Here is a 20,475-nt window from a genome sequence, read left to right as displayed (position 1 = left end):
TCACGACGCTTCTCCGTTTTCCTTCCAGTCGGAGGCCCGGCGTCGATGGCGCTGTCCGAACAGGTCTTCACCTGTCTCCACCCGTTCGGCGGCCCGCCAGAAGAGGGTGCCGATCGCCACGATCGCGACGAGCACGAATCCACCGAGGGCGGGCCAGAGTGGCGCCTCGAAGCCGAACTGCGTGGCCCGCGTTTCCGGGTGCTCCATCCAGGTATCGACGACCCAGACCAGAAACGATGCGCCCAGTAGGGTAAAGAGGACGGCTGCGCCTTTGAGAAGGCGATCGGGCGAAAGGTCCAAATCAGGCATAGCGTTCTTTCCAGTCGTTTGACGGCGGACGTACTGGCAGGCCTTCGTCGCGGAGATACTGTTTCGCTTCGCCCACGGTGTACTCGCCGAAATGAAAGATGGAGGCGGCCAGCACGGCGTTTGCCCCGCCGGTTTCCAGCCCCTCGGACAGATGGTCGAGTGTCCCGGCTCCCCCAGAGGCAATGACGGGGATGCGGACCCGCTCTGTGATGGCCTGAAGAAGCTCTACGTCGTACCCATCCTTCGTTCCGTCTCGGTCCATCGAGGTTACGAGCAACTCGCCCGCGCCTCGCTCGGCGGCTTCCACCGCCCACTCTACGGCGTCTTTCCCCGTGCCCTTCCGTCCGCCGTGGACGAACACCTCCCACTCCAGCGGATCCTCGTTCACCCGCTTTGCGTCGATGGCCACGACGATGCACTGGTTGCCAAACGCATCGGCGCCGCGGGTGATCAGATCGGGGTCTTTGACGGCCGCGGAGTTGATGGCCACCTTGTCGGCACCGGCGTGGAGCATGGCGCGCATGTCCTCAACCGAGCGCAGGCCCCCGCCGACGGTGAGAGGGATGAACACCTCGTCGGCGGTCTGGCGCACCACGTCGTGCATGATGCCGCGTCCCTCGTGCGTGGCCGTGATGTCGAGAAAGACGAGCTCATCGGCCCCGGCGGCGTCGTACGTGCGGGCCTGTTCGACCGGGTCGCCGGCGTCGCGAATGTCCACGAAGTTGATGCCCTTTACGACGCGACCCTCGTCGACATCCAGGCAAGGGATGATGCGGTTGGCGAGCATAGCGAGTGAGGAGTGCGGAATGCAGAGAGTGGAAGCGTGTCGCTGCCGACTGCCCAGGGGCGTGCCGTCCAGATCACGACTGCTCGCGAAGGGCGGCGGTGGAGAAGGTGTCGAGATCCACCTCGTCTTTTTCGTGCCAGGCCCAAAATTGCTGGCAGGGGAAGCGATTCTCGTAGAGGGCCGTGCCCACGATTACCGAGTCGACGCCATACGGTTGAAGGGTCTGGATGGAGAGGAGGTCGTCGTACCCGCCGACGCCACCAGAGGCCGTAATCTTCGCTTTCGACAGGTGGGTGCCCATCGTGCGGTAGGCGTCCACATTCGGGCCGCTCATCGTGCCGTCGCGGCTAATGTCGGTGTACACGATTCGACGGACTCCTCGCTCCTCCATGTCCTTCGCAAACTCGACGGCGTCGAGCCCTGAGCCTTCCGTCCACCCTTGCACGCGCACCTCGCCGTCTCGTGCATCGATGCCCACAACAATGCGGTTGGAAGAGAACCGGTCGATCGCCTCTTCCACAAGATCGGGGTTGCGCACGGCCGCGGTTCCCAGAATCACGCGGTACACGCCCATCTCCAGTGCTTCTTCGATCTGCTCCAGCGAGCGAATGCCTCCGCCCAGCTGGATGGGAATGTCGAGGGCATCGCAGATTTTGCGGATGACGGGCCGATTGTTATTCTCGTCGCCACGCGCGGCGTCCAGGTCCACGATGTGCAGCGTGCGGGCGTTCTGTACGCGCCACAGCTTGGCCATCTTGACCGGATTCTCGAAGTAGACGGTCTCTTCCTCGTAGTCGCCTTGGTGGAGTTGCACGCAGCGGCCGTCGCGCAGGTCGATGGCGGGGATGACGAGGGCCATGTTTTCAGGGAGGGGCGGTTGTGCGTGTAGGCGAAGAGAAAGGTTAGCGGGCGGCCGCTATTTTCGGGCGGGGGAGGGTGGCAAAGTTTTCCAGGAGACGGAGCCCCACGGCCTGTGATTTCTCGGGGTGGAACTGGACGCCGTGCACGTTTTCGCGCTGGACGACGGCGGGGAAGTCGTGGCCGTAGTGGGCCGTTGCGAGTATATCATTCTCGTTCTCCGCCACAGCGTGGTAGGAGTGGACAAAGTAGACGTAGGCCGGATCCGCAAGACCATTGAGGAGCGGATGGGACCGGGTGGGCTCGATGGCATTCCAGCCCATGTGGGGCACCACCAGATCGTCGGCAGTTCCCATCTCGGCGTCGTGAAAGTGGACGACCTTTCCGGGCAATACCCCAAGCCCTTCGTGCACCCCCTTCTCGTGTCCAGCCTCAAAGAGCATCTGCAGGCCCACGCAGACGCCGAGAAATGGGGTGCCCGAATCAATGGCCTCCAGGATGGGGACTTCCAATTCCCGGGTGCGGATCTCGTCGATGCACGCCCCGAAGGCGCCAACGCCCGGCAGCACCAGCCGCTCCGCCTCCCGAATCGTCTCCGGGTCGTCCGTTCGGAGCACGTCTGCGCCGACCCGCTGACAGGCCTTCTCGATGGAGCGGAGGTTCCCGATGCCGTAGTCGATAATCGTCAGCATACCGGTGTCGAATTTCGAGTTTCGAATGTCGAGTGGGCAACGATTAGAGGTCGAATTCTCAATTCGAAACTCGACACTCGCAATTCGTCAATGGCCTCATTCGTCGTTCAACTCTTTCGACCGCTGGGTGGCCGTGCCCACGGCGTTGATGAGCATCGTGCGCAGGCCGTGCTCCTCCAGCGACGAGACGGCCGCGATTGCAGTTCCGCCGGGCGTCGTCACTTCGTCCCGCAGGATGGCCGGGTGCTTGCCAGTGTCGAGGGCAAGCTTTGCGGCGCCGTACACCGTTTGGGCGGACAGCTTGGCGGCTTCTTGTCGGGACAGGCCCTGTTTTACCCCCGCATCCGTGAGTGCCTCGATAAACATGTAGACGTACGCGGGCCCGCTTCCGGAAAGGCCCGTGACGGCGTCCATGTGCTCCTCCGGCACCTCGACGACTTCACCGACAGCCTCAAAAATCTCACGGGCCATTCTCACGTGTTCGTCGGTGGCATAGGTCCCGGGCGTGATGGCAGTGGCCCCCGCATCCACGAGCGCCGGGGTGTTGGGCATTGCCCGGATGACGGGCTGATCCTGCCCAAAGCCCAGTTGCAGACGTTCGGTCGTAATGCCGGCGAGGACACTCATGACCAGCACGTCGCGCTCGATGTGCTCGCGGATGTTGGTGACGACCTCGGCGCGGCTTTGGGGCTTGATGGTAAGAATCACAACGGTCGCCTCCTTCACGGCCGCCACATTGTCCGTTGTGGTACGCAGCCCGGGAAACTCTTCGGCCATCTCATCAAGGGCCGATTCGGTGCGGCGTGTAGCGATCACGTGGTCGGCGGCGATGAGATTGCTTTCGATCATTCCGCCGATAAGGGCGTGGCCAATGTTGCCGGCGCCAATGACAGCAACCGTTTCGTCGGACAGCATGAAAGGGTAGAAGGTTGAAGGTTGGAAGGGTGAAGGAGGGGGGAGAGGGATCTGCTCAGCAATCCACAATCCAAATTCCAAAATCCACAATCAGGAGAGCGTTCCTTTGGTGGAGGCTACTTCGGCGTGCTCGGCACTCCGGCGGGCCGCGACCTGCAGGGCCTGGGCCGTGGCTTTGAAAAGGGCTTCGATCTTGTGGTGGGCATTGTGGCCGTGGAGCACCGTCTGGTGTAGGTTGCAGGCGGTGTGCTGGGCAAGAGACATCCACACGTGGGATACCATCTCTGTCGAAAGATCCCCGACCGTGTCGCGATCGAAAGACGCGTCGAGTCGATGGTACGTACGGCCCGAAAGGTCGATCACGGCCCGAGCCAGCACGTCGTCCATCGGCACGTAGGCATGGCCGTAGCGGGCGATGTGTGCTTTATCTCCCAGGGCGTGCCGGAGCGCCTGTCCCAGTGTGATGGCCACGTCCTCCACCGTGTGGTGGTCGTCCACATGCAGGTCCCCGTCGCATCGCACTGCAAGGTCGAGCCCGCCGTGCTTGGCGAAGAGGTCAAGCATGTGGTCAAAGAAGCCGACGCCCGTGTCCACGTCGTACGTACCGTTCCCGTCCAGAGTGAGCTCGACCGTGACCTCCGTTTCGGCGGTGGTGCGCTCGACGGTAGCCGTGCGGGGGGAAAACTCAGAAGCGCTCATGACAACAGACAACGGTCGGGAAGGGAGCGTATGAAAGGACAACTAACATACTACTCGCCTGAGTCGTGTAGGATCTCCGTCTACCCTCAATGAAGAATGTGTGATATGGGGGCGGTGTGGCTCTCGAGACATACGTGCACGGTTCTCCGGGGGCAGGCAACTGGATTTTGCGCACGTCCCGGGACAGGCTCATTGGAGGCCCCTTTCTCCTGTGGAGCGGCGTTTTCACGAGTGGCTCACGCGGATCGAACACGCAGAAACCTCCGCTGGTTTGTATTCTGTTCGTGTGTGAGGTCTGTTTTACCAATGCTCCCGAGTGCCCGTGCCCACGTACAGCGACGCTGATTTTGAGGACAGCCGCTTCGACTACGGCGAACGTGTTCGCATCCTGCTGCGCCACCCCAAACTGGGAGGCGTGTACGATGAAGCGGAAGGAACCTGTGCCGCCCGCGAGGAAAATGTGGAGTTTGAAGCCCGTGACGGCACGATGCGCACCAAGACGCTCGTGTGGCTTAAGGAAATTGAGGGATACGAGAAGCCGCACGAGGACCTGCCGGATACCACGACGGAGGTTGAGGAGGCCTGGTTTGCAGAAGAGGCGCTCCGGAAGAAGGAGGGAGATCCGTTGGACGGGGTGAGCTTTAACTGAGGAGAAGTCGTATCCTCGGGTCGATCCGCCTTCCTCAAAACGCTTTGCTACGTATTGCGAAATTCGTATTGCGTATTTTCGCACTGCCGACTCCTGTGATACGCAATACGAAATACGTGACATACGATCTTGAATTCGAGACAATCGATTGCGCTAAGCCCCTCCTGTTGAAATGGCAGATTCATCTACTTCGGAGCGTCTTCTCGTTACCGCCGCGCTTCCCTACGCCAACGGCCCCATCCACATCGGCCACCTGGCGGGGGCATACCTGCCGGCTGACCTGTTTGTCCGCTACCAGCGGCTGAAGGGGGAGGATGTGGCCTTCATCTGCGGCTCCGACGAAATGGGGGTGGCCATCCTCATGCGTGCCATCCGCGAAGATCGGTCACCGGAGGAGATTGTGGACACCTACCATGCCCAGATTGAGGAGAACTTCGAGCGGTTTGGGATGAGCTTCGACTATTACGGGCGCACCACCAGCGACGAGCACCGAGACACGGCGCAGGACTTCTTCCGGGTGCTCGACGAGAAGGATTGGTTCAATCTGCGCACCGAAGAGCAGCTCTATGACCCGGAGGCGGAGATGTTTTTGGCCGACCGGTTCGTCGTGGGCACGTGCCCGGTCTGCGGCTACGAGGAGGCGTACGGCGACCAGTGCGAGCAGTGCGGCTCCACCCTCAGCCCGACGGAGCTGGAGAATCCGCGCAGCACGCTCACCGACGCCACGCCCGAGCTGAAGGAGACGACCCACTGGTACCTCCCCCTGGAGGAGATGCAGCCGAAACTGGAAGAGTGGATCGAGTCCCATCCGGAGTGGAAAAACAACGTTCTCGGTCAGGTGCAGAGCTGGTTCGACGACGGGCTGAAAGACCGCGCCATCACACGGGACGTGCCGTGGGGCGTGCCGGTGCCTGCCGACGTGGCCGAGAAACATGGGCTCGACGCCGAGGGAAAGGTGATCTACGTCTGGTTCGACGCGCCCATCGGCTACATTTCGTTCACCAAGGAGTGGGCCGCCGAGCAGGGGGAAGAGGATCGCTGGGCGGACTACTGGAAGGATGACGATACGGAGCTCGTCCACTTCATCGGGAAGGACAACATCGTCTTCCATTGTCTCACCTTCCCCAGCATGCTCATGGAGCACGGGGACTTCGTGCTGCCGGACAACGTTCCGGCCAACGAGTTTCTGAACCTGGAAGGGCAGAAGCTCTCCACGAGCCGCGGCTGGGCGGTGTGGCTCCACGAGTATCTTGACGACTTTGGAGGCGAGCGAGGGCCGGACCTGCTTCGCTACGCGCTGGCCACCACGCTGCCGGAAACGAAGGACGCCGACTTTAGCTGGGAGGACTTCCAGCGACGTGCAAACGGGGAGTTGGCGGATGTCCTTGGCAACTACGTCAACCGCACGCTCACCTTTGCCCATCGGTACTTCGATGGCGAGGTGCCCCCGCTGGAGGATCCGTCCGACGCCGACGAGGCCATGCTCGATGCCCTAAGCGATGGGCCGGAGGCTGTGGGCGACGCCTATGAGCAGTACCGTATGCGGGAGGCCGTGTACGAAACGATCGATCTCGCCCGGGAAGGCAACAAGTACTTCAACGACACCGAGCCCTGGCACACCCGCGACGCCGACCCGCAGGCCTGCGCAAATACGATCCACGTCAGTCTCCAGGTGTGTGCCGCGCTTGCCATTCTGATTGAGCCGGTGATTCCCGATGCAGCCCGGCGTCTTCAGGACATGCTGCGCCTTACGAATGTCCGCTCCAGCACGCCTGCTAATGATCCGGACGATGCGATTGGGTGGGACGACGCGGGGCAGCCGCTGCTGGAGGTGGGGCACGCGTTGGGCGAGCCGGAAATTCTTTTCGAGAAGATCGAGGATGACGTCATTGAGGCCCAGATTGAGAAGCTCCGCGAACGGGCCGCTGAACAGGACTCTGATTCAACCGACACCGACATGGACTACGCCGATCTTAAAGACAACATATCGTTCGATGACTTCATGGAGCTCGATCTCCGCGTGGGGACGGTAACCACCGCCGAGCCGGTGCCCGACGCCGACAAGCTCCTCCGTTTGGAGATTGATCTGGGCTTCGAGGAGCGTCAGATCCTGGCGGGGATCGCGGAGCAGATGTCGCCCGACGCAGTGGTTGGGACGCAGGTGGTGGTTGTGGCCAATATGGCGCCGAAGGAGATGTTCGGTCTTCAGAGTGAAGGCATGGTTCTCATGGCCGAGGAGCCGGACGGGACCTTCGTCCCGGTGACGGCGGACGCGGAGAATGGATCCGTCGTGCGGTAAGCAAGCGGGGACTGATTGTTGAGACTTGCTTGGGACGCTCGCGTGGGCCCGCTCAGATGGTCATCTCCGAATGGCACATCTGAGCGGGCCCGCGTATGTTTTGGTTGGGGTCCGTGCGGGCGAGGGCGAAGGCTAGTGGAGGCGATTTTAGCGACAAGCACTGGTGAGGAAGAACAAGGCGCCTCACCCACGACAGAATGCTGAGAGACCAGCTCCGACTCACGCGCCTGAGGTCGGTCGCTCACCAATGCGTATGGACAAAGGTAGAGGACGACACTTCTGAAATTTAGCCTCCGTGTGTTGCAATGGTCTGAGGGGGGGAACTTGACGTTGTGAGTCTCTTTGGTTACTTAACCGGTTAAGTCATAGCGTTGCGAACCTCCTGCATGATATGGTGCTCCTGGGTCTACGGGAGAGGACATTCTACACACGACTCTAGTGCTCACAGGTCACGTTCTGATGATCCGTCACTCCCTACGGGCAGTTCGTTTTTTGCCCATCGGTATAAGGGTTGGGTGAGCACACGATGAAATGCCAATACCGCCCGTCGCCTCGGGTTGCGTCGATCACCCTGGATGCATTATCGAAGATCCCACCGTCTTCGCACAAGTCCAGGAGCCGACTCAAATGCCCCACGTACGCTGCAATATCCGTACGTAGAGGCGGCGTGGCGGGAGTAATGCCTGTACACATGCCGGAAGCTGGGGGGGTGTCCCGGTTTCCGGCCGGGGGCACTCCCTGAGTGATCAGTTCTATGGCCGGAGATACGTGAGGCTGCCGGCACCTTCAGTCGAGATCTTCTCACGGACCGCAGTCGACCGTCCCCCCGAGCTGCATTCAAGGGCAATCTCGTCCCTGTCGTTTGGGGAGAGGGCCGTTTGTGGATCAAGAGGCGCTGATGTCAGGAGGGGAGAGGCCAACAGTATGGATTTCTTCCGAGATTAGGCGAGGACCGGACCGGCGGAGAAGGAAGCGACGTTGTACAAAGCGAACCGACGGGAAGAGACGGTGACGAAGGGACTTTTTCGGTCCCTGGAGCCTTTTTTATTCGCACTACCCGTTAACCGACTCCGGGAGCTCTATTCCGGTGGGAAGCAGGTTTCCGTAGCGCCGTTGGAGTGTAGGATTGGTGAGATTGTCCGCCGGACGTGATGGATGCCCTTGTGTAGCGTCGTTGGACTCCAACGACGCTACACAGAGGATATTGACCTTTGTCGAAAACGACCGATCCAGTGTCACGGCATGTCGGTCCTGTGATTAATCTCGTAACGGCACAGTCCAACGGCGCTTCTGGTGCCCTCCTTGACGGCACCGACGATACGAGAGGCTTTTGCGTATTGCACCGCCGTATCTCCTACCTGAATTCTGTACCAGGATTCGGTTTACTACCCCCATGCGTATTAGAATAGGAGGCGAGAGCCGGTTTGTGAGTCGATCCGCCAATTCCGGTTGCTCACACCCGGTGTCGCATTCTGCATTCGCTTCCGTCCTCTCGCTGGCACGAGTTCGACTGTCGTGATACCGCGAGCACTTTCTTATTTTAGAGCAAGATTGCAGGCTGCGGTACGGGCACTCTACCACGATCCGATGCCCGTCGGCGGGATTGCCGTTGCGTTGTTATTGGGCACCTCGGCTCTTCTGGAAGTGCCAGTGTCGTGGGCAGTACTCGCCGCTGGATTTAGCGGGACCGCTCTTGTCTATGGCGTGGATCGAGTGCTTACGACCTCGCCGGAGGATGCCATTAACCGGCCCGATCGACGTTGGTGGGTGCGGACACACCGGAACAGGCTCTGGATCGAAATGGGGCTTCTTCTGGGCGTCGTGGGCGTGAGTCTTCCGTTGCTCCGACCGGGCGCACTGCTTGTTTCGGCGGCCCTGGGCCTCGTTGTGGGACTCCACCTGTTGCCGGGCGACCGGTGGGGGCGCCCTCTTCAGAAGATCCCGCTGCTGAAGCCGGTGGCTGTTGCGGGGGCGTGGGCGGCGGGGAGTACGCTTGTGCCACTGGTGGACGGAGGAGGGACGATGCGTTTCGGCGTCTTTGCCCTTGGGGGGTACCGCATGCTTTTTATTCTGCCGAACGTGCTGCTGGCGGATTGGGCAGACCGAGAAGGCGATGCGGCCGTGGGGCTTGCGGTCTGGACGCCGGGGGAGTCGCTCTACGCCCTCCGACTCACGTCGACGGTTCTTCTCACAGGGGGCATTGTGGGGGCGGTCGTGGCGGTCCACAGCTATGGGGCCCCTACTTTGCTCCTCGTGGATGTTCTAGGGGTCATCGCAATGCTTGGGGCCACATGGAGGCTACGACCATGGCACTCTCCCGCTCAGGCCTTCATGCTCGATCTCATTGTTGCTTGGCCCCTGGTTCCGTGGCTTGTACATCAGTGGGGAGTGCTCTAATGCGGTCCGGCGGGAATCGCGGCGCGGTCCCTCGTTGAAAAAGCGGTCAGTCGTCTTGGGGCCGAGCAGGAGGGGCGGGTTGTCCTCGTAACGTAGTTCGACCAAGTTCCCGGACCCATTATACACATCACCGGGGCCGCGAATCGAAAACCGGAAAAGGCTTCCCGGCGAGCCCCATCAAACTGGAACACGATCCGGGAGGGGGGCTTCTACCGACTGCATTCACCGATCTGTTCTTACTCCCAACCTCTCCACACGCCGCCTGATTATGTCAGAGCCCGCCCCGGACTCGGAAGCCGCTCGTCCGATCGAAGACTTTACTCGCATCGAGGCCCTTGCCGACCACGTGGACGAAACCGTTACCCTCAAGGGCTGGCTCCATAACAAGCGAGGCAGCGGTGGCATCAAATTTCTCATCCTGCGTGACGGCTCCGGGTTCGTGCAGTGCGTTGCCGCAGAGGATGCGGTGGACGCAGACAGCTGGGAGGCGGCCGACGACGCTCGTCAGGAGGCAGCGCTGGAGGTGACCGGTACCGTGAGTGCCGACGATCGGGCACCCGGGGGCTATGAGCTTCAGGTCGAGTCGCTTTCGCTCATCGGTGATTCGGGCGACTATCCCGTCACGCCGAAGGAGCACGGCATCGACTTCCTAATGAATCACCGGCACCTCTGGTTGCGCAGTGAGAGCCAATGGGCGGTCATGCGCATTCGCAATCGCATCCAGACGGCGATCCATGAGTTCTTTCAGGATCGCGGGTTTCTCCAAACCGACGCGCCCGTTCTCACAGGCAATGCGGTGGAGGGGACCTCTACCCTCTTTGAGCTCGACTACTTCGACGATCGGAAGGCCTATCTCACTCAAAGCGGGCAGCTGCACGCGGAGGCGATGGCGATGGCCTACGGAAAGGTCTACACGTTTGGCCCCACCTTCCGCGCCGAGAAATCCGACACCCGGCGGCACCTCACCGAGTTCTGGATGGTGGAGCCGGAGATGGCATTTTACGATCTGGAGATGAACATGCAGCTGGCGGAGGATTTTGTGGCCCACATTGTGCAGTCGGTGCTGGACAACTGTGAGCGTGAGTTGGAGGCTCTGGACCGCGACACGTCGGTGCTGGAGAAGGTGGAGACGCCGTTCCCGCGCATCAGTTACGACGAGGCCGTCGAGATTCTGCGGAGCGACGAAACAGCCGAGCTGATCGACGAGCGGATGGAGGCCCTGCGTGCCGAGAAGGCGGAGCTCCAGGAAGAGAAGGAAGAGAACCAGAAGCGGCGCGGGCAGGCCAAAAAGCACGTCAAACGTGAAATTGACGCCCGGGAGATTGAGATCAACAAGCGGATTGATGAGATCGAAGAGTCCCTGCGCAACCTGCCGGACTGGAAAGAGTCGGCCCAGACCTTTGAGTGGGGCAGTGACTTTGGCGGGAGCGACGAGACGGTGCTTACCTGGCACTTCGACCGTCCGCTCATTGTGCACCGGTTCCCAGCGGAGATTAAAGCGTTTTACATGAAGCGCGATCCGGACGATGACCGGCTGGCGATGGGTGTGGATGTGTTGGCGCCTGAGGGATACGGAGAGATCATTGGTGGGGGGGAGCGGGCGACCGACCTCGAGTTTCTGGAAGAGCAGATAGAAGAACATGGACTTCCGGAAGAGGTCTTCGACTGGTATCTCGATCTCCGGAAATTCGGCTCGGTCCCTCACAGCGGCTTTGGCCTCGGGTTGGAGCGCACCATCTCGTGGTTGACCGGTCGCGAGCACGTGCGGGAGACGATTCCCTTTCCGCGGACGATCGGACGATTGCATCCATAGAAGGGAGAGCGACGACCTGCCTTTCCGGCAATGGGGACCGGTGCTACAGCGGCAGTTCATCCCGTGGGATACCCCCCTTTCCACAGGGGGGAACAGGGCCAATGTACAGTAGGCCGTTCGGCCGTCGTGAACTCATTGCAATGTCGTCGCGTAAAGGGAAGGCTATTCTAGTCACCCTGACCACTGAGCGCTGGTGACGCATGCTCGACGATGTATTGACGCTGGTTCGAGAGAACGAGCGATTTTTTGTTACGACTCACCTCGGTCCTGACGGGGACGCCCTCGGCTCCCAGATTGCCCTGGCGCGCTTTCTTCAAAAGCTGGGCAAGCAGGCCGCCATGGTGAACAGTGATGAGGTCGGCTTCAACCTCGACTGGATGCCGGGCAGTGGGGACGTGGAGGTGTATGACAGTTCCCTCGACCAGCAGGAGGCATTGGCGGAGGCCGACGTCGTGTTTGTCCTGGACACCAACGACGAGGAGCGTCTCGGCAAGCTTGGCGGTCTGGTGCGAGAGGCGACCGCCACTACGGTGCTCATCGATCATCATCTCCAGCCCGAAGGGTGGTTCGACGTCGAATTCATTCGCGACACGGCGGCTGCGACCGGGGAGCTCGTCTATGAGATGATCGATGCAACAGACCCGTCCCTCATCGATGCGGAGATTGCGACGGCGCTGTACACAGCCATCATGACCGATACCGGGTCATTCCGCTACAGCAGCGTTACGCCCCGTCTTCATCGCATCGTAGCCGATATTCTGGAGCGGGGGAGCATCGAGCCGGCTCCCATCCACGAGACGATCTACGACCGGAAGTCGATGCCGGGGTTGCGTCTGCTTGGGCGTATGCTGAACCGCATTCGGCTTCGGTACGACGGCCAGCTCGGATACTCCGTCGTGACCCAACGCATGGTGGAAGATACCGGGGCAAGCTGGGACGACAAGCAGGGCTTTGTCAATTACGTTCTGTCCATCGAAGGGGTGAAGGCGGCGCTTCTGTTTTCCGAGGTGGATGATGGATCCAAGATCAGCTTCCGATCCGAGGCCGACGTGCGGGTCGACGAGTGGGCGCGCAACTTTGGGGGTGGGGGGCATCGCAATGCCGCCGGGGCGTACGTGCGGCGGCCTACCTTCGAAGACGTTATTGAGGATGTGATCGATGCCGCTCCTCGCTTCATTGACTTCGATGATCCGTATGCTCCCGAGGAGGAGCTTTCGGCAGAGGACGAGGCCTACTTGGAGACCCTGCTCGGAAGCCAGTCCGAGTAGGCCCACGATTCTTGGAGAGACGTAGGAGCAGCGGGGCTGTTCATTGCGTGTGAAGCGGGGGCAACTCTGAGAAAAGAGGGTTGACGGGGTCGCAGTCGGCAATTAACGTGAGTACCGGTCCGTGAAGAAATGAATGACGATCCGTGCGGCCCTCATGCGGCGCGGATCGTTTTTGACACTGGTTCCGCGGGCTGACATCGGAACTCGGGACAGCACCGGCGTACACGCGGTCTGTCGTGAAGCCCGTTCATCTTCGTTTCCCCGATCGCCTCTATTGATGATCGTTTCCACCACATCCAACGCCCCGGCCACTCTCGACGCGGATCTTCTGCTCGTCCCTCTGACTCAGGATCCGTCCGAGGGACGTATCGAGGCTCTTGCGGGCCGGTTCGGCCAGAGCCTTGTCCGGGCAGCGGAGGACTATGAGGGAGAGGAAGGAAGCGTTCGAGTGGCGTATCCAGAGGCGACCGCGGCTCCTCGTGTGGCGCTCGTTGGCGTGGGGACGGCACACGATCTTGATGCGGAGGCGGTGCGCCGGGGCATTGCGGCCGCGAGTACCGCCGCTCGCGACCATGCGGCCGAGACCGTGGCGTGTCTCTTGCCCCAGGAGGGCGATCTCGACGATGATACTGCGGCCCAGGCCCTCGTCGAAGGGTTTGTGTTAGGGGCCTATCAGTACCGCCGCTACAAGACGGACGAAGGCGCCGTCGGGCCGTCGTCGTTCATTGTTCACGCCGGACCCGAGGCCGACGAGGAGGGCGTGCGGGCCGGCACGGAGCGCGGCCGGCGGCTTGCGGAGGCGACCTGCACGGCCCGAGACCTCGTAAACCGTTCGCCCCACGACAAGACCGCGCAGGCCTTCGCCGAGATGGTTGCCGCATCGGGGGCCCACTACGGATATGAGGTGGAGACCTGGGGGGCGGATCGCATCCAGGCAGAAGAAATGGGCGGGCTTCTGGCCGTGAACAAGGGCAGTTTCGATCCGCCCACGTTCTCCATTCTTCGTTGGCACCCCGAGGAGGCCGTCAATGATGCGCCCGTTGTGGTCGTAGGGAAGGGCGTTATGTTTGATACCGGCGGCCTGTCGTTAAAGGACACGAAGGGCTCGATGGACAAGATGAAGTCCGACATGGGAGGGGCGGCCGCCGTCGTCGGGCTGTTTGAGGCCCTTGCTGCATTGGACGTTCCCCTGAACGTGATCGGGCTCCTGCCCGCGACCGACAACCGGCCGGGACGTAAGGCGTACGTTCCCGGCGATGTCATTGAGATGCACTCGGGCGGAACGGTGGAGGTAATGAACACCGACGCTGAGGGGCGGCTCCTGCTGGCGGATGCCCTTTCGTACGCCTCGTCAACGTATGATCCGGCCCTCGTAGTGGACCTGGCCACCCTTACGGGATCCTGCATCGTGGCGTTGGGGTCTAAGGCTGCCGGGGTGATGGCCAGTGAAACGGAGGCGGCGGCCGAGCGGCTCTACGCGATCCAGCGGGCCGGCGAACGGACCGGAGAGCGTGTTCATCCTCTTCCGATGTACGAGGAGTACAAGGAGCATCTCGACAGCGACATCGCCGATCTTACGAATGTGGGAGGGTCTGCGGCCGGAGCGGTGACTGCCGGCAAATTCCTGGAGCATTTTGTGGACGCTCCTTGGCTACACCTGGATATTGCGGGGCCGGCCTTCCTCGACAAACCGGACGGATACGCCCCCGCGGGCGGGACTGGGTTCGGGGTCCGTCTCCTTGCCGACTACCTTGAGAACTACGTTGTCGCCCGCACACCGGCATGAGCCTTGCACCTATGTTCGTTGCTTTTCCTGCTCGAATCTGACGGCATCCACCATGCGAATACAGCGACCCACCTTCCAACGTCCTGAACCGCCCGCTCCGAACGGCGCCCCCACTCGCGTGGCCATTACCCTGGGAGATCCGAACGGCATCGGGCCGGAGGTTGTCCTGAAAAGCCTGCACGACCCGAGTTTGATGCCGTCCATGACGCCGGTGCTCATCGGCTCCGCGCACGTTCTACGGGTCCATGCGGATGTGCTCGGCTTTTCGGATCTCGATATTCACGTGGTGGATGAGGTGCCCGAAGAAGTGCCGCACGGCGACGTGGCCCTGCTGGACGTGGCCGAGGCGGACGAGCCGCCGGTGTCGTTTGGGGCGATTACGGTTGAGGGAGGACGCCTGGCGATGCGGGCCGTGGAACGGGCCGTGGATGCCTGTGTGAACGGGTCGGTGGACGCGATGGCCACTGCCCCCATTTCGAAAGCGGCCATCAATAAGGCCGGCTATAACGTACCGGGACACACCGAATTTATTGCCGAGCGAACCGGCAGTGCCAAACCAACGATGATGATGGTGGCCGGCGGGCTCCGCGTCGGGCTTGTTACGAGCCACGTGGCCCTTTCGGAGGTGCCCACGATGGTCACCGAGGAAGCAATTCTCGAAAAGGTGCGGGTCATTGATGCATCGCTCCGGCAGGACTTTGCGATCGACGATCCGACGATTGCCGTGCTTGGCTTGAATCCGCATGCAGGAGAAGCCGGTGCGTTTGGGAAAGAGGAAGAAGAGATTATTGCTCCAGCCGTTGAGGCGGCTCGGCAGGAAGGCTTTCAGGTGGAGGGGCCACTGGCCGCCGACGGCTTTTTCGCCACCCAGCTCGACTCGGACTTCGATGCGGTACTGGCGATGTACCACGATCAGGGCCTCGTGCCGTTCAAGGCGCTTGCGTTCGATCATGGGGTCAACTATACGGCCGGCCTCCCCATTGTCCGCACCTCGCCCGATCACGGCACCGCGCACGGCATCGCCGGCAAGGGCATGGCCCTGCCGGGCAGCATGCGCAGTGCGCTGGAGTTGGCCGTGGCGGTGGCCCGACATCGCCAGCAGCGGACGGAAACGCCGGCATAAGCTGGCAATCGCTCTCGATTCATCGCTGCTCCGACGCGTTTCCAACTCATGCCTGCGGAGCCCTACAGCGCCCTCGCCGCCGGATACGACTTCGTGATGGAGCACGTGGACTACGACGCGTGGGCGGCCTACTTGTACAATCTGCTCCGCGAGCACGGAGACACGATCGAAACGGTGGTCGAACTGGGAGGCGGTACCGGGTCGCTTGCCCGGCGGTTGCACCCCCTCGGGGAGTACTGCTACGTGCTTACGGACGGCTCCGATGCCATGCTGGCCCAGGCTCGAGAGAAACTGCCCGACGATACGTCCATCCGCTGCGTGCAGGCAGATTTTACAACGGTCACGTTGGAGGAGTTGGGAGTGGAAGCCCCGGTCGATGCCGTTATCCTCGTGTACGACGGCTTGAATTATTTGCTTGAAGAGGCGGAGGTGGCCCGGCTTTTTGAACAGGTGCATACGCTCCTGCGACCCGGTGGGGTAGCGATCATCGATCAGAGCACCCCGGCCAACTCCGAAACCAATCACGACCGGTTCGTGGATGAAGGGGCCACCGACGACTTTTCGTTCGTGCGGGAAAATCACTATGACCCGGACACGCGGCGACACGAGACCGTTTTTGAGCTCGTTGTGGATGGACAGCATCGCACGGAGCGGCACGTCCAGCGGGCCTATTCACGGCACGAGGTCCGGGCGCTCCTAGAGACCTCTCCTCTTACGATCGAAGCGTCCTACGACGCGTTCACGACCAATTCTCCTCACGACGACAGCTATCGGGTGCACTGGGTGTTACGCCGTCCGCTTTGAGGTCCGGGCGAAAGCACGAGGTTGCGCCAGAGGCCGCGATTCAAGATATTCGGGGAAGCGGAGGGAAGAATCGGCACAGGGCACCCCTCCGCCACCGGCTCTTTACTTTCGACCGAGCCTGTCACATCCGGGCAGGAACGCAGTCGACCGATGACGCCCGGCAGTTTGCACCGGATAGAACGTCAATCAGATGATCGACCTTAAGGACGTTTCTGTTTCCTTCCAGCTTCCGAATGGCCGGCACCGCACCGTGCTGGAGGAGGTGAACCTGCACCTCGGCCGGTCGGAGATGGCGTACCTCGTCGGCCCCACGGGCAGTGGGAAGAGTACGATCCTGCGCCTGCTCTACATGGACCTGTTTCCTGATTCGGGGGTCGCTCAAATCGGCAGCCACCGCTCCGACCTGATCGATGAAGAAGAGATCCCGTATCTCCGGCGTTCGATCGGGGTCGTTTTCCAGGACTTTCAGTTGCTACCCGACCGTAGCGCCTATGAGAACGTGGCGTTTGCCTTGTACGCCACCGGCAAGAAACAGTCTCAAGTAAAAAGTAAGGTACTCAAGTCGCTGGCCCGGGTAGGACTGAGTCACAAGCGTAACAATTATCCGCATGAACTGTCTGGGGGCGAGCAACAGCGCGTCGTCATCGCACGCGCCATTGCAAATGATCCGTGGGTGCTTCTGGCCGATGAGCCCACAGGCAACCTCGATCCTGTGGTTGCCGACGAGATCCAGGAATTGCTGGTGAGCCTTCACAAACAGGGGATGACGCTTCTCACAGCCACGCACGACTACCGCCTCGTCAAGTCGTATCCGGCTCAGACCTACGCGCTCATGAACGGGCAGGTCGTCGAGATTGACCCTGAAACGCTATAGGGCTGTCTGAGGCGGTGGGATGTAATCCTGACGGTATGCCTCCGCGAACGCCAAAACGCACAAGGACGTGTCGCATTGAGCCTGTACGCGCATGTCAGGGATCAGAAGACCCGTTGGGCAATGGTCACGTTCTTTCGGCATAGCAACCAGATCTTCGACGCCTTCGAATCGTGGTGGGAAGGAAAGGAGGCCCGTCGCATCGTAGGATACGCGCTCGTGGGGGGCTTTTTTATTGCCCTTCTCGTGATTGAGGCCAAGCGACTCGACGTGCTTCCGGCCTCCATTGCGGCCTCCGTGTCGAGCAATCACTTCGTGGCCATCGACGTGGCCTTTACGCTGTTCCTTGTGGTTGAAATTATCGGCCTCGTCGTCGGGCTCGCCACCAGTGTGGCCGACACGGCCGGAAAGCAATTTGAGGTTTTTTCGCTGATCCTCCTCCGGCGCTCGTTCAAAGAGCTCGTCAAGTTCAACGAGGAGCCCATCGAATGGAGCTTTGAGGCGGGACGAGAGGCCGTGCAACTCGTGGTCGTCGATGCGGTCGGGGCCCTCCTCATTTTTCTTACGCTGGGGCTGTTCTATACCCTTCAGCAGCATGAGCCTCTTACCCAGGACGAGGTGGAGCGCTGGTACTTCGTGGCGCAGAAGAAGCTGGTGTCGAACGTCCTCCTTTTCGTCCTTGGGGGGCTTGGCGTCTACACCTGTCTGAGTGCTCTTTTGACGGGCGAGGAGGTGCCGTTCTTCAATGCGTTCTACACCGTCCTCATCTTCAGCGACATCCTGATCGTGCTCATCTCCCTTCGTTACAGCTCGACCTATCACATGGTCTTTCGCAACTCCGGCTATGCGGCCGCCACCGTCATGATTCGGCTCGCGCTGGCGGGGCCTGAGTATTTGGGCACTGCCCTCGGCGTGGTCGCGTCGCTCTTCAACGTTGGCGTTGCGGCCGCCTACCGATACGTTGCCCCTGCGGCTCAAGCGTCGGCGCAGCGGAGCCAGGAGCGGAAGGCGTTTGAGCAGTCGAGCGGCGAGATGCCCCCCGAGGAGCCGGGAGAATTGCCTTCGTAGCGGACGGACGAGGGGCGGTCCCGAATGAAAAACATGTAAGCCTCCCTCAACGGGGCCGCTATCGGGCAGGGGAGGGCCGGACGAGGTGGGGAAGACTGGAGGTCGTGGTTGCGCAGGTCAGTTTCGCCTTCTATATTCAGGCCTTCCGACCGCCGAACACGAGTCGTTCGAGTGTATCGGAAGGCCCGCCGAATGGACTTCTTTCCCGAGGTCCGTCATTCATTGCTGTAGTCCTGCAAGCGTTCTCTCTGACAGGTTTTGCCTTCTATGTCCTTTTTGGAAACCCTTGCCGATGGTATTGACTTCCTTGTCGAGTTTGTCTGGGGATTTGGCATTCCGACCGGCACCGGGAACGACATCCCGATCGTCGTACTCCTGCTGCTTGGGGCGGGATTATTCCTGACGCTTCGGCTGGGCTTCGTCCAGTTTCGCCGGCTGTTTCACGGGTTCGCAGTGACGACAGGGAAGTACGACGATCCCGACGAGCCGGGAGACATTCCTCACTTTCAGGCGCTTACCACGGCCCTGTCGGCAACGGTGGGCACCGGCAATATCGTCGGGGTGGCGCTCGCCATCCACTACGGCGGCCCCGGAGCCCTGCTGTGGATGTGGGTGACGGCCGTCTTGGGAATGGCGACCAAGTTCAGCGAGGTGACGCTCGCTCAGTACTACCGGGATGTCGACATCGCGGGGGATGGGGATGAGCCTGGCTGGCTGGGGACGGTCTCCGGCGGGCCGATGTATTACATCGAGAAGGGGCTGGGGTCCAACTGGACCTGGATGGCGGTCCTCTCGGCAGGACTGCTCGGCATCACGTCGTTCCTCACTGGGAACGCCAACCAGGCAAACTCGGTGACCGATACCCTCGAGGGATATAGTGGGCTGGTTGGGCTCGACCCCTTCGTTATGAGCGTGATCGTCGCCGCCCTCGTCGCCGGGCTCGTTGCGCTCGTGATTATCGGCGGCGTGACCCGCATCGGACGGGTGACGAGTATCATCGCTCCGGTCATGGCTGCCATTTACGTGCTCGGAGGGCTGACCATCCTCGCCCTGAATATCGGAGAAGTGCCCGCCGCCTTTGGTAGTATCATCTCCGATGCCTTCAATCCCTCCTCCGGCGTGGCCGGAACGGGGGCCGGCATCTTCATGCTTACCATGATCTACGGCGTTCAACGGGGGCTTTTCTCCAACGAGGCCGGCATGGGCTCGGCCCCGATTGCCCACTCGGCCGCACAGACCGATGAGCCGGTGTCCGAGGGAGTCGTTGCCCTTCTCGAACCGTTTATCGACACCATCATCATCTGCTCGATTACCGGCCTCGTGATTGTCGTGACGGGCGTTTGGAACGATCCGGTGCCGACGGAACTCGACCTCGATGGGGGAGCACATAGCTACCGCGTTGAGAATGAAGGGGGCATCATTGCGGATGAAAACCCGCCGACGGAGATCAAGATCGTGAATGGGGAGCCGCAGGTGCAGGAGGGCGCGCCCGAGTTTGCCTGGAATCAGGCGGTCGTCGACAGTTTCTTTGTCGACTGCACCGGCGATTGCGAGGACTACGGTGATCTCCGACAGCCGTTTACGGGGACGCTCAACACCGAACGGAGCGTCGCCATTGGCGAGGACGGCACGGAGTACACTTCTCTCTACGGACCAGCGGTGGAAAGTGGAGCGCCCCTCACTCAGCTGGCCTTCGCCCGGGGACTCTCGCCACTGGGCGACTGGGGCGGTCTCATCGTCGTCTTCAGCGTGCTCCTCTTCGCCATCTCGACCTCGATCTCTTGGAGTTACTACGGGGACCGTTGTGCCATTTATCTCTTCGGTGAACAGGCGGTTCTGCCGTACAAGGTGGCCTTCGTGACCGTGAACTTCCTCGGGGGAATTGCGCCGCTGGCGACGGTCTGGGCCGTCGGGGATATTGCCCTTGGGCTCGTCATTATCCCGAACCTCGTGGCCATCGTTCTGCTCTCTGGCAAGCTGAAGGAAATCACCGACAGCTACTTCGAACGAAAGGCGTGGCTCGACAATGTGGAGCCGGCCCGCAAGGCGAGGGAAAAGCGCAAAGCGGAGAAGGAACGCCAAAAGCAGGAAAATGAATGAGGGACGGACGTGAGGGGGAGGCAATCGGTCTGCTGAT

At 61.3% G+C, this 20,475-nt stretch carries 17 protein-coding genes; 11 read left to right on the top strand and 6 right to left on the bottom strand.

The annotated features are described in order from the left end of the window. The 6 genes from BSZ35_RS04860 to hisB all read right to left on the bottom strand — a co-directional run bounded on the left by BSZ35_RS04860 (position 1) and on the right by hisB (position 4,260). Complete coding sequence (locus BSZ35_RS04860; protein WP_105011392.1) at positions 1 to 309, bottom strand: ABC transporter permease; 309 nt, start codon at positions 307 to 309, stop codon at positions 1 to 3. Beyond that, a complete protein-coding gene (gene hisF, locus BSZ35_RS04855; protein ID WP_105011391.1) occupies positions 302 to 1,096 on the bottom strand; it encodes an imidazole glycerol phosphate synthase subunit HisF in 795 nt (264 codons plus the stop codon). The genes BSZ35_RS04860 and hisF overlap by 8 nt, the downstream gene beginning before the upstream one ends. A gap of 73 nt (positions 1,097 to 1,169) precedes the next feature. After that, positions 1,170 to 1,955, bottom strand: a complete 786-nt coding sequence (hisA, locus tag BSZ35_RS04850; protein ID WP_105011390.1) for a 1-(5-phosphoribosyl)-5-[(5-phosphoribosylamino)methylideneamino]imidazole-4-carboxamide isomerase — start codon at positions 1,953 to 1,955, stop codon at positions 1,170 to 1,172. Positions 1,956 to 1,998: 43 nt separating this feature from the next. After that, positions 1,999 to 2,646 (bottom strand): imidazole glycerol phosphate synthase subunit HisH, encoded by a 648-nt coding sequence (gene hisH, locus BSZ35_RS04845; protein WP_105011389.1) that lies wholly within the window; start codon positions 2,644 to 2,646, stop codon positions 1,999 to 2,001. 96 nt (positions 2,647 to 2,742) lie between these two features. Beyond that, positions 2,743 to 3,561 (bottom strand): pyrroline-5-carboxylate reductase, encoded by an 819-nt coding sequence (gene proC, locus BSZ35_RS04840; protein ID WP_105011388.1) that lies wholly within the window; start codon positions 3,559 to 3,561, stop codon positions 2,743 to 2,745. Between the two features lie 90 nt (positions 3,562 to 3,651). After that, complete coding sequence (hisB, locus tag BSZ35_RS04835; RefSeq protein WP_105011387.1) at positions 3,652 to 4,260, bottom strand: imidazoleglycerol-phosphate dehydratase HisB; 609 nt, start codon at positions 4,258 to 4,260, stop codon at positions 3,652 to 3,654. Positions 4,261 to 4,582: 322 nt separating this feature from the next. Between hisB and BSZ35_RS04830 the strand changes: the two genes are divergently transcribed. The 11 genes from BSZ35_RS04830 to BSZ35_RS04780 all read left to right on the top strand — a co-directional run bounded on the left by BSZ35_RS04830 (position 4,583) and on the right by BSZ35_RS04780 (position 20,438). Then, positions 4,583 to 4,909, top strand: coding sequence for a hypothetical protein (locus tag BSZ35_RS04830; protein WP_258096078.1), 327 nt, complete (start codon positions 4,583 to 4,585; stop codon positions 4,907 to 4,909). Between the two features lie 172 nt (positions 4,910 to 5,081). After that, positions 5,082 to 7,208 (top strand): methionine--tRNA ligase, encoded by a 2,127-nt coding sequence (gene metG, locus BSZ35_RS04825; RefSeq protein ID WP_105011385.1) that lies wholly within the window; start codon positions 5,082 to 5,084, stop codon positions 7,206 to 7,208. A gap of 1,587 nt (positions 7,209 to 8,795) precedes the next feature. Next, positions 8,796 to 9,605, top strand: a complete 810-nt coding sequence (locus BSZ35_RS04820; protein WP_105011384.1) for a hypothetical protein — start codon at positions 8,796 to 8,798, stop codon at positions 9,603 to 9,605. 268 nt (positions 9,606 to 9,873) lie between these two features. After that, a complete protein-coding gene (locus BSZ35_RS04815) occupies positions 9,874 to 11,418 on the top strand; it encodes an asparagine--tRNA ligase (protein ID WP_105011383.1) in 1,545 nt (514 codons plus the stop codon). A 200-nt stretch (positions 11,419 to 11,618) separates the two neighbouring features. After that, positions 11,619 to 12,686, top strand: coding sequence for a bifunctional oligoribonuclease/PAP phosphatase NrnA (locus tag BSZ35_RS04810; RefSeq protein WP_105011382.1), 1,068 nt, complete (start codon positions 11,619 to 11,621; stop codon positions 12,684 to 12,686). A 277-nt stretch (positions 12,687 to 12,963) separates the two neighbouring features. Continuing rightward, a complete protein-coding gene (locus BSZ35_RS04805; protein WP_105011381.1) occupies positions 12,964 to 14,472 on the top strand; it encodes a leucyl aminopeptidase in 1,509 nt (502 codons plus the stop codon). A gap of 52 nt (positions 14,473 to 14,524) precedes the next feature. Further along, a complete protein-coding gene (gene pdxA, locus BSZ35_RS04800) occupies positions 14,525 to 15,595 on the top strand; it encodes a 4-hydroxythreonine-4-phosphate dehydrogenase PdxA (RefSeq protein ID WP_105011380.1) in 1,071 nt (356 codons plus the stop codon). Positions 15,596 to 15,643: 48 nt separating this feature from the next. Further along, positions 15,644 to 16,399, top strand: a complete 756-nt coding sequence (locus tag BSZ35_RS04795) for a class I SAM-dependent methyltransferase (protein WP_105011379.1) — start codon at positions 15,644 to 15,646, stop codon at positions 16,397 to 16,399. 190 nt (positions 16,400 to 16,589) lie between these two features. Continuing rightward, the gene (locus BSZ35_RS04790) at positions 16,590 to 17,273 is read left to right on the top strand and encodes an ATP-binding cassette domain-containing protein (RefSeq protein ID WP_105011378.1); all 684 of its coding nucleotides are present in this window, start codon (positions 16,590 to 16,592) and stop codon (positions 17,271 to 17,273) included. 120 nt (positions 17,274 to 17,393) lie between these two features. Then, positions 17,394 to 18,338: a hypothetical protein gene (locus BSZ35_RS04785; RefSeq protein ID WP_258096077.1), complete on the top strand. Its 945-nt coding sequence runs from the start codon at positions 17,394 to 17,396 to the stop codon at positions 18,336 to 18,338. A 267-nt stretch (positions 18,339 to 18,605) separates the two neighbouring features. After that, complete coding sequence (locus tag BSZ35_RS04780) at positions 18,606 to 20,438, top strand: sodium:alanine symporter family protein (protein ID WP_105011377.1); 1,833 nt, start codon at positions 18,606 to 18,608, stop codon at positions 20,436 to 20,438. Positions 20,439 to 20,475: the final 37 nt, after the last annotated feature.

This window comes from Salinibacter sp. 10B, from assembly GCF_002954405.1.
In the GTDB taxonomy this organism is placed as follows: Bacteria; Bacteroidota; Rhodothermia; order Rhodothermales; family Salinibacteraceae; genus Salinibacter.
Note: the sequence above shows the minus strand (reverse complement) of the source record. Positions and strands in the feature narration are given on the sequence as shown.

Bases quoted from the DNA above. Each gene is read 5' to 3' on its own strand.
- BSZ35_RS04860 (WP_105011392.1), bottom strand. From the start codon at position 309: ATGCCTGATTTGGACCTTTCGCCCGATCGCCTTCTCAAAGGCGCAGCC.
- hisF (WP_105011391.1), bottom strand. From the start codon at position 1,096: ATGCTCGCCAACCGCATCATCCCTTGCCTGGATGTCGACGAGGGTCGC.
- hisA (WP_105011390.1), bottom strand. From the start codon at position 1,955: ATGGCCCTCGTCATCCCCGCCATCGACCTGCGCGACGGCCGCTGCGTG.
- hisH (WP_105011389.1), bottom strand. From the start codon at position 2,646: ATGCTGACGATTATCGACTACGGCATCGGGAACCTCCGCTCCATCGAG.
- proC (WP_105011388.1), bottom strand. From the start codon at position 3,561: ATGCTGTCCGACGAAACGGTTGCTGTCATTGGCGCCGGCAACATTGGC.
- hisB (WP_105011387.1), bottom strand. From the start codon at position 4,260: ATGAGCGCTTCTGAGTTTTCCCCCCGCACGGCTACCGTCGAGCGCACC.
- metG (WP_105011385.1), top strand. From the start codon at position 5,082: ATGGCAGATTCATCTACTTCGGAGCGTCTTCTCGTTACCGCCGCGCTT.
- BSZ35_RS04820 (WP_105011384.1), top strand. From the start codon at position 8,796: ATGCCCGTCGGCGGGATTGCCGTTGCGTTGTTATTGGGCACCTCGGCT.
- BSZ35_RS04815 (WP_105011383.1), top strand. From the start codon at position 9,874: ATGTCAGAGCCCGCCCCGGACTCGGAAGCCGCTCGTCCGATCGAAGAC.
- BSZ35_RS04810 (WP_105011382.1), top strand. From the start codon at position 11,619: ATGCTCGACGATGTATTGACGCTGGTTCGAGAGAACGAGCGATTTTTT.
- BSZ35_RS04805 (WP_105011381.1), top strand. From the start codon at position 12,964: ATGATCGTTTCCACCACATCCAACGCCCCGGCCACTCTCGACGCGGAT.
- pdxA (WP_105011380.1), top strand. From the start codon at position 14,525: ATGCGAATACAGCGACCCACCTTCCAACGTCCTGAACCGCCCGCTCCG.
- BSZ35_RS04795 (WP_105011379.1), top strand. From the start codon at position 15,644: ATGCCTGCGGAGCCCTACAGCGCCCTCGCCGCCGGATACGACTTCGTG.
- BSZ35_RS04790 (WP_105011378.1), top strand. From the start codon at position 16,590: ATGATCGACCTTAAGGACGTTTCTGTTTCCTTCCAGCTTCCGAATGGC.
- BSZ35_RS04785 (WP_258096077.1), top strand. From the start codon at position 17,394: ATGGTCACGTTCTTTCGGCATAGCAACCAGATCTTCGACGCCTTCGAA.
- BSZ35_RS04780 (WP_105011377.1), top strand. From the start codon at position 18,606: ATGTCCTTTTTGGAAACCCTTGCCGATGGTATTGACTTCCTTGTCGAG.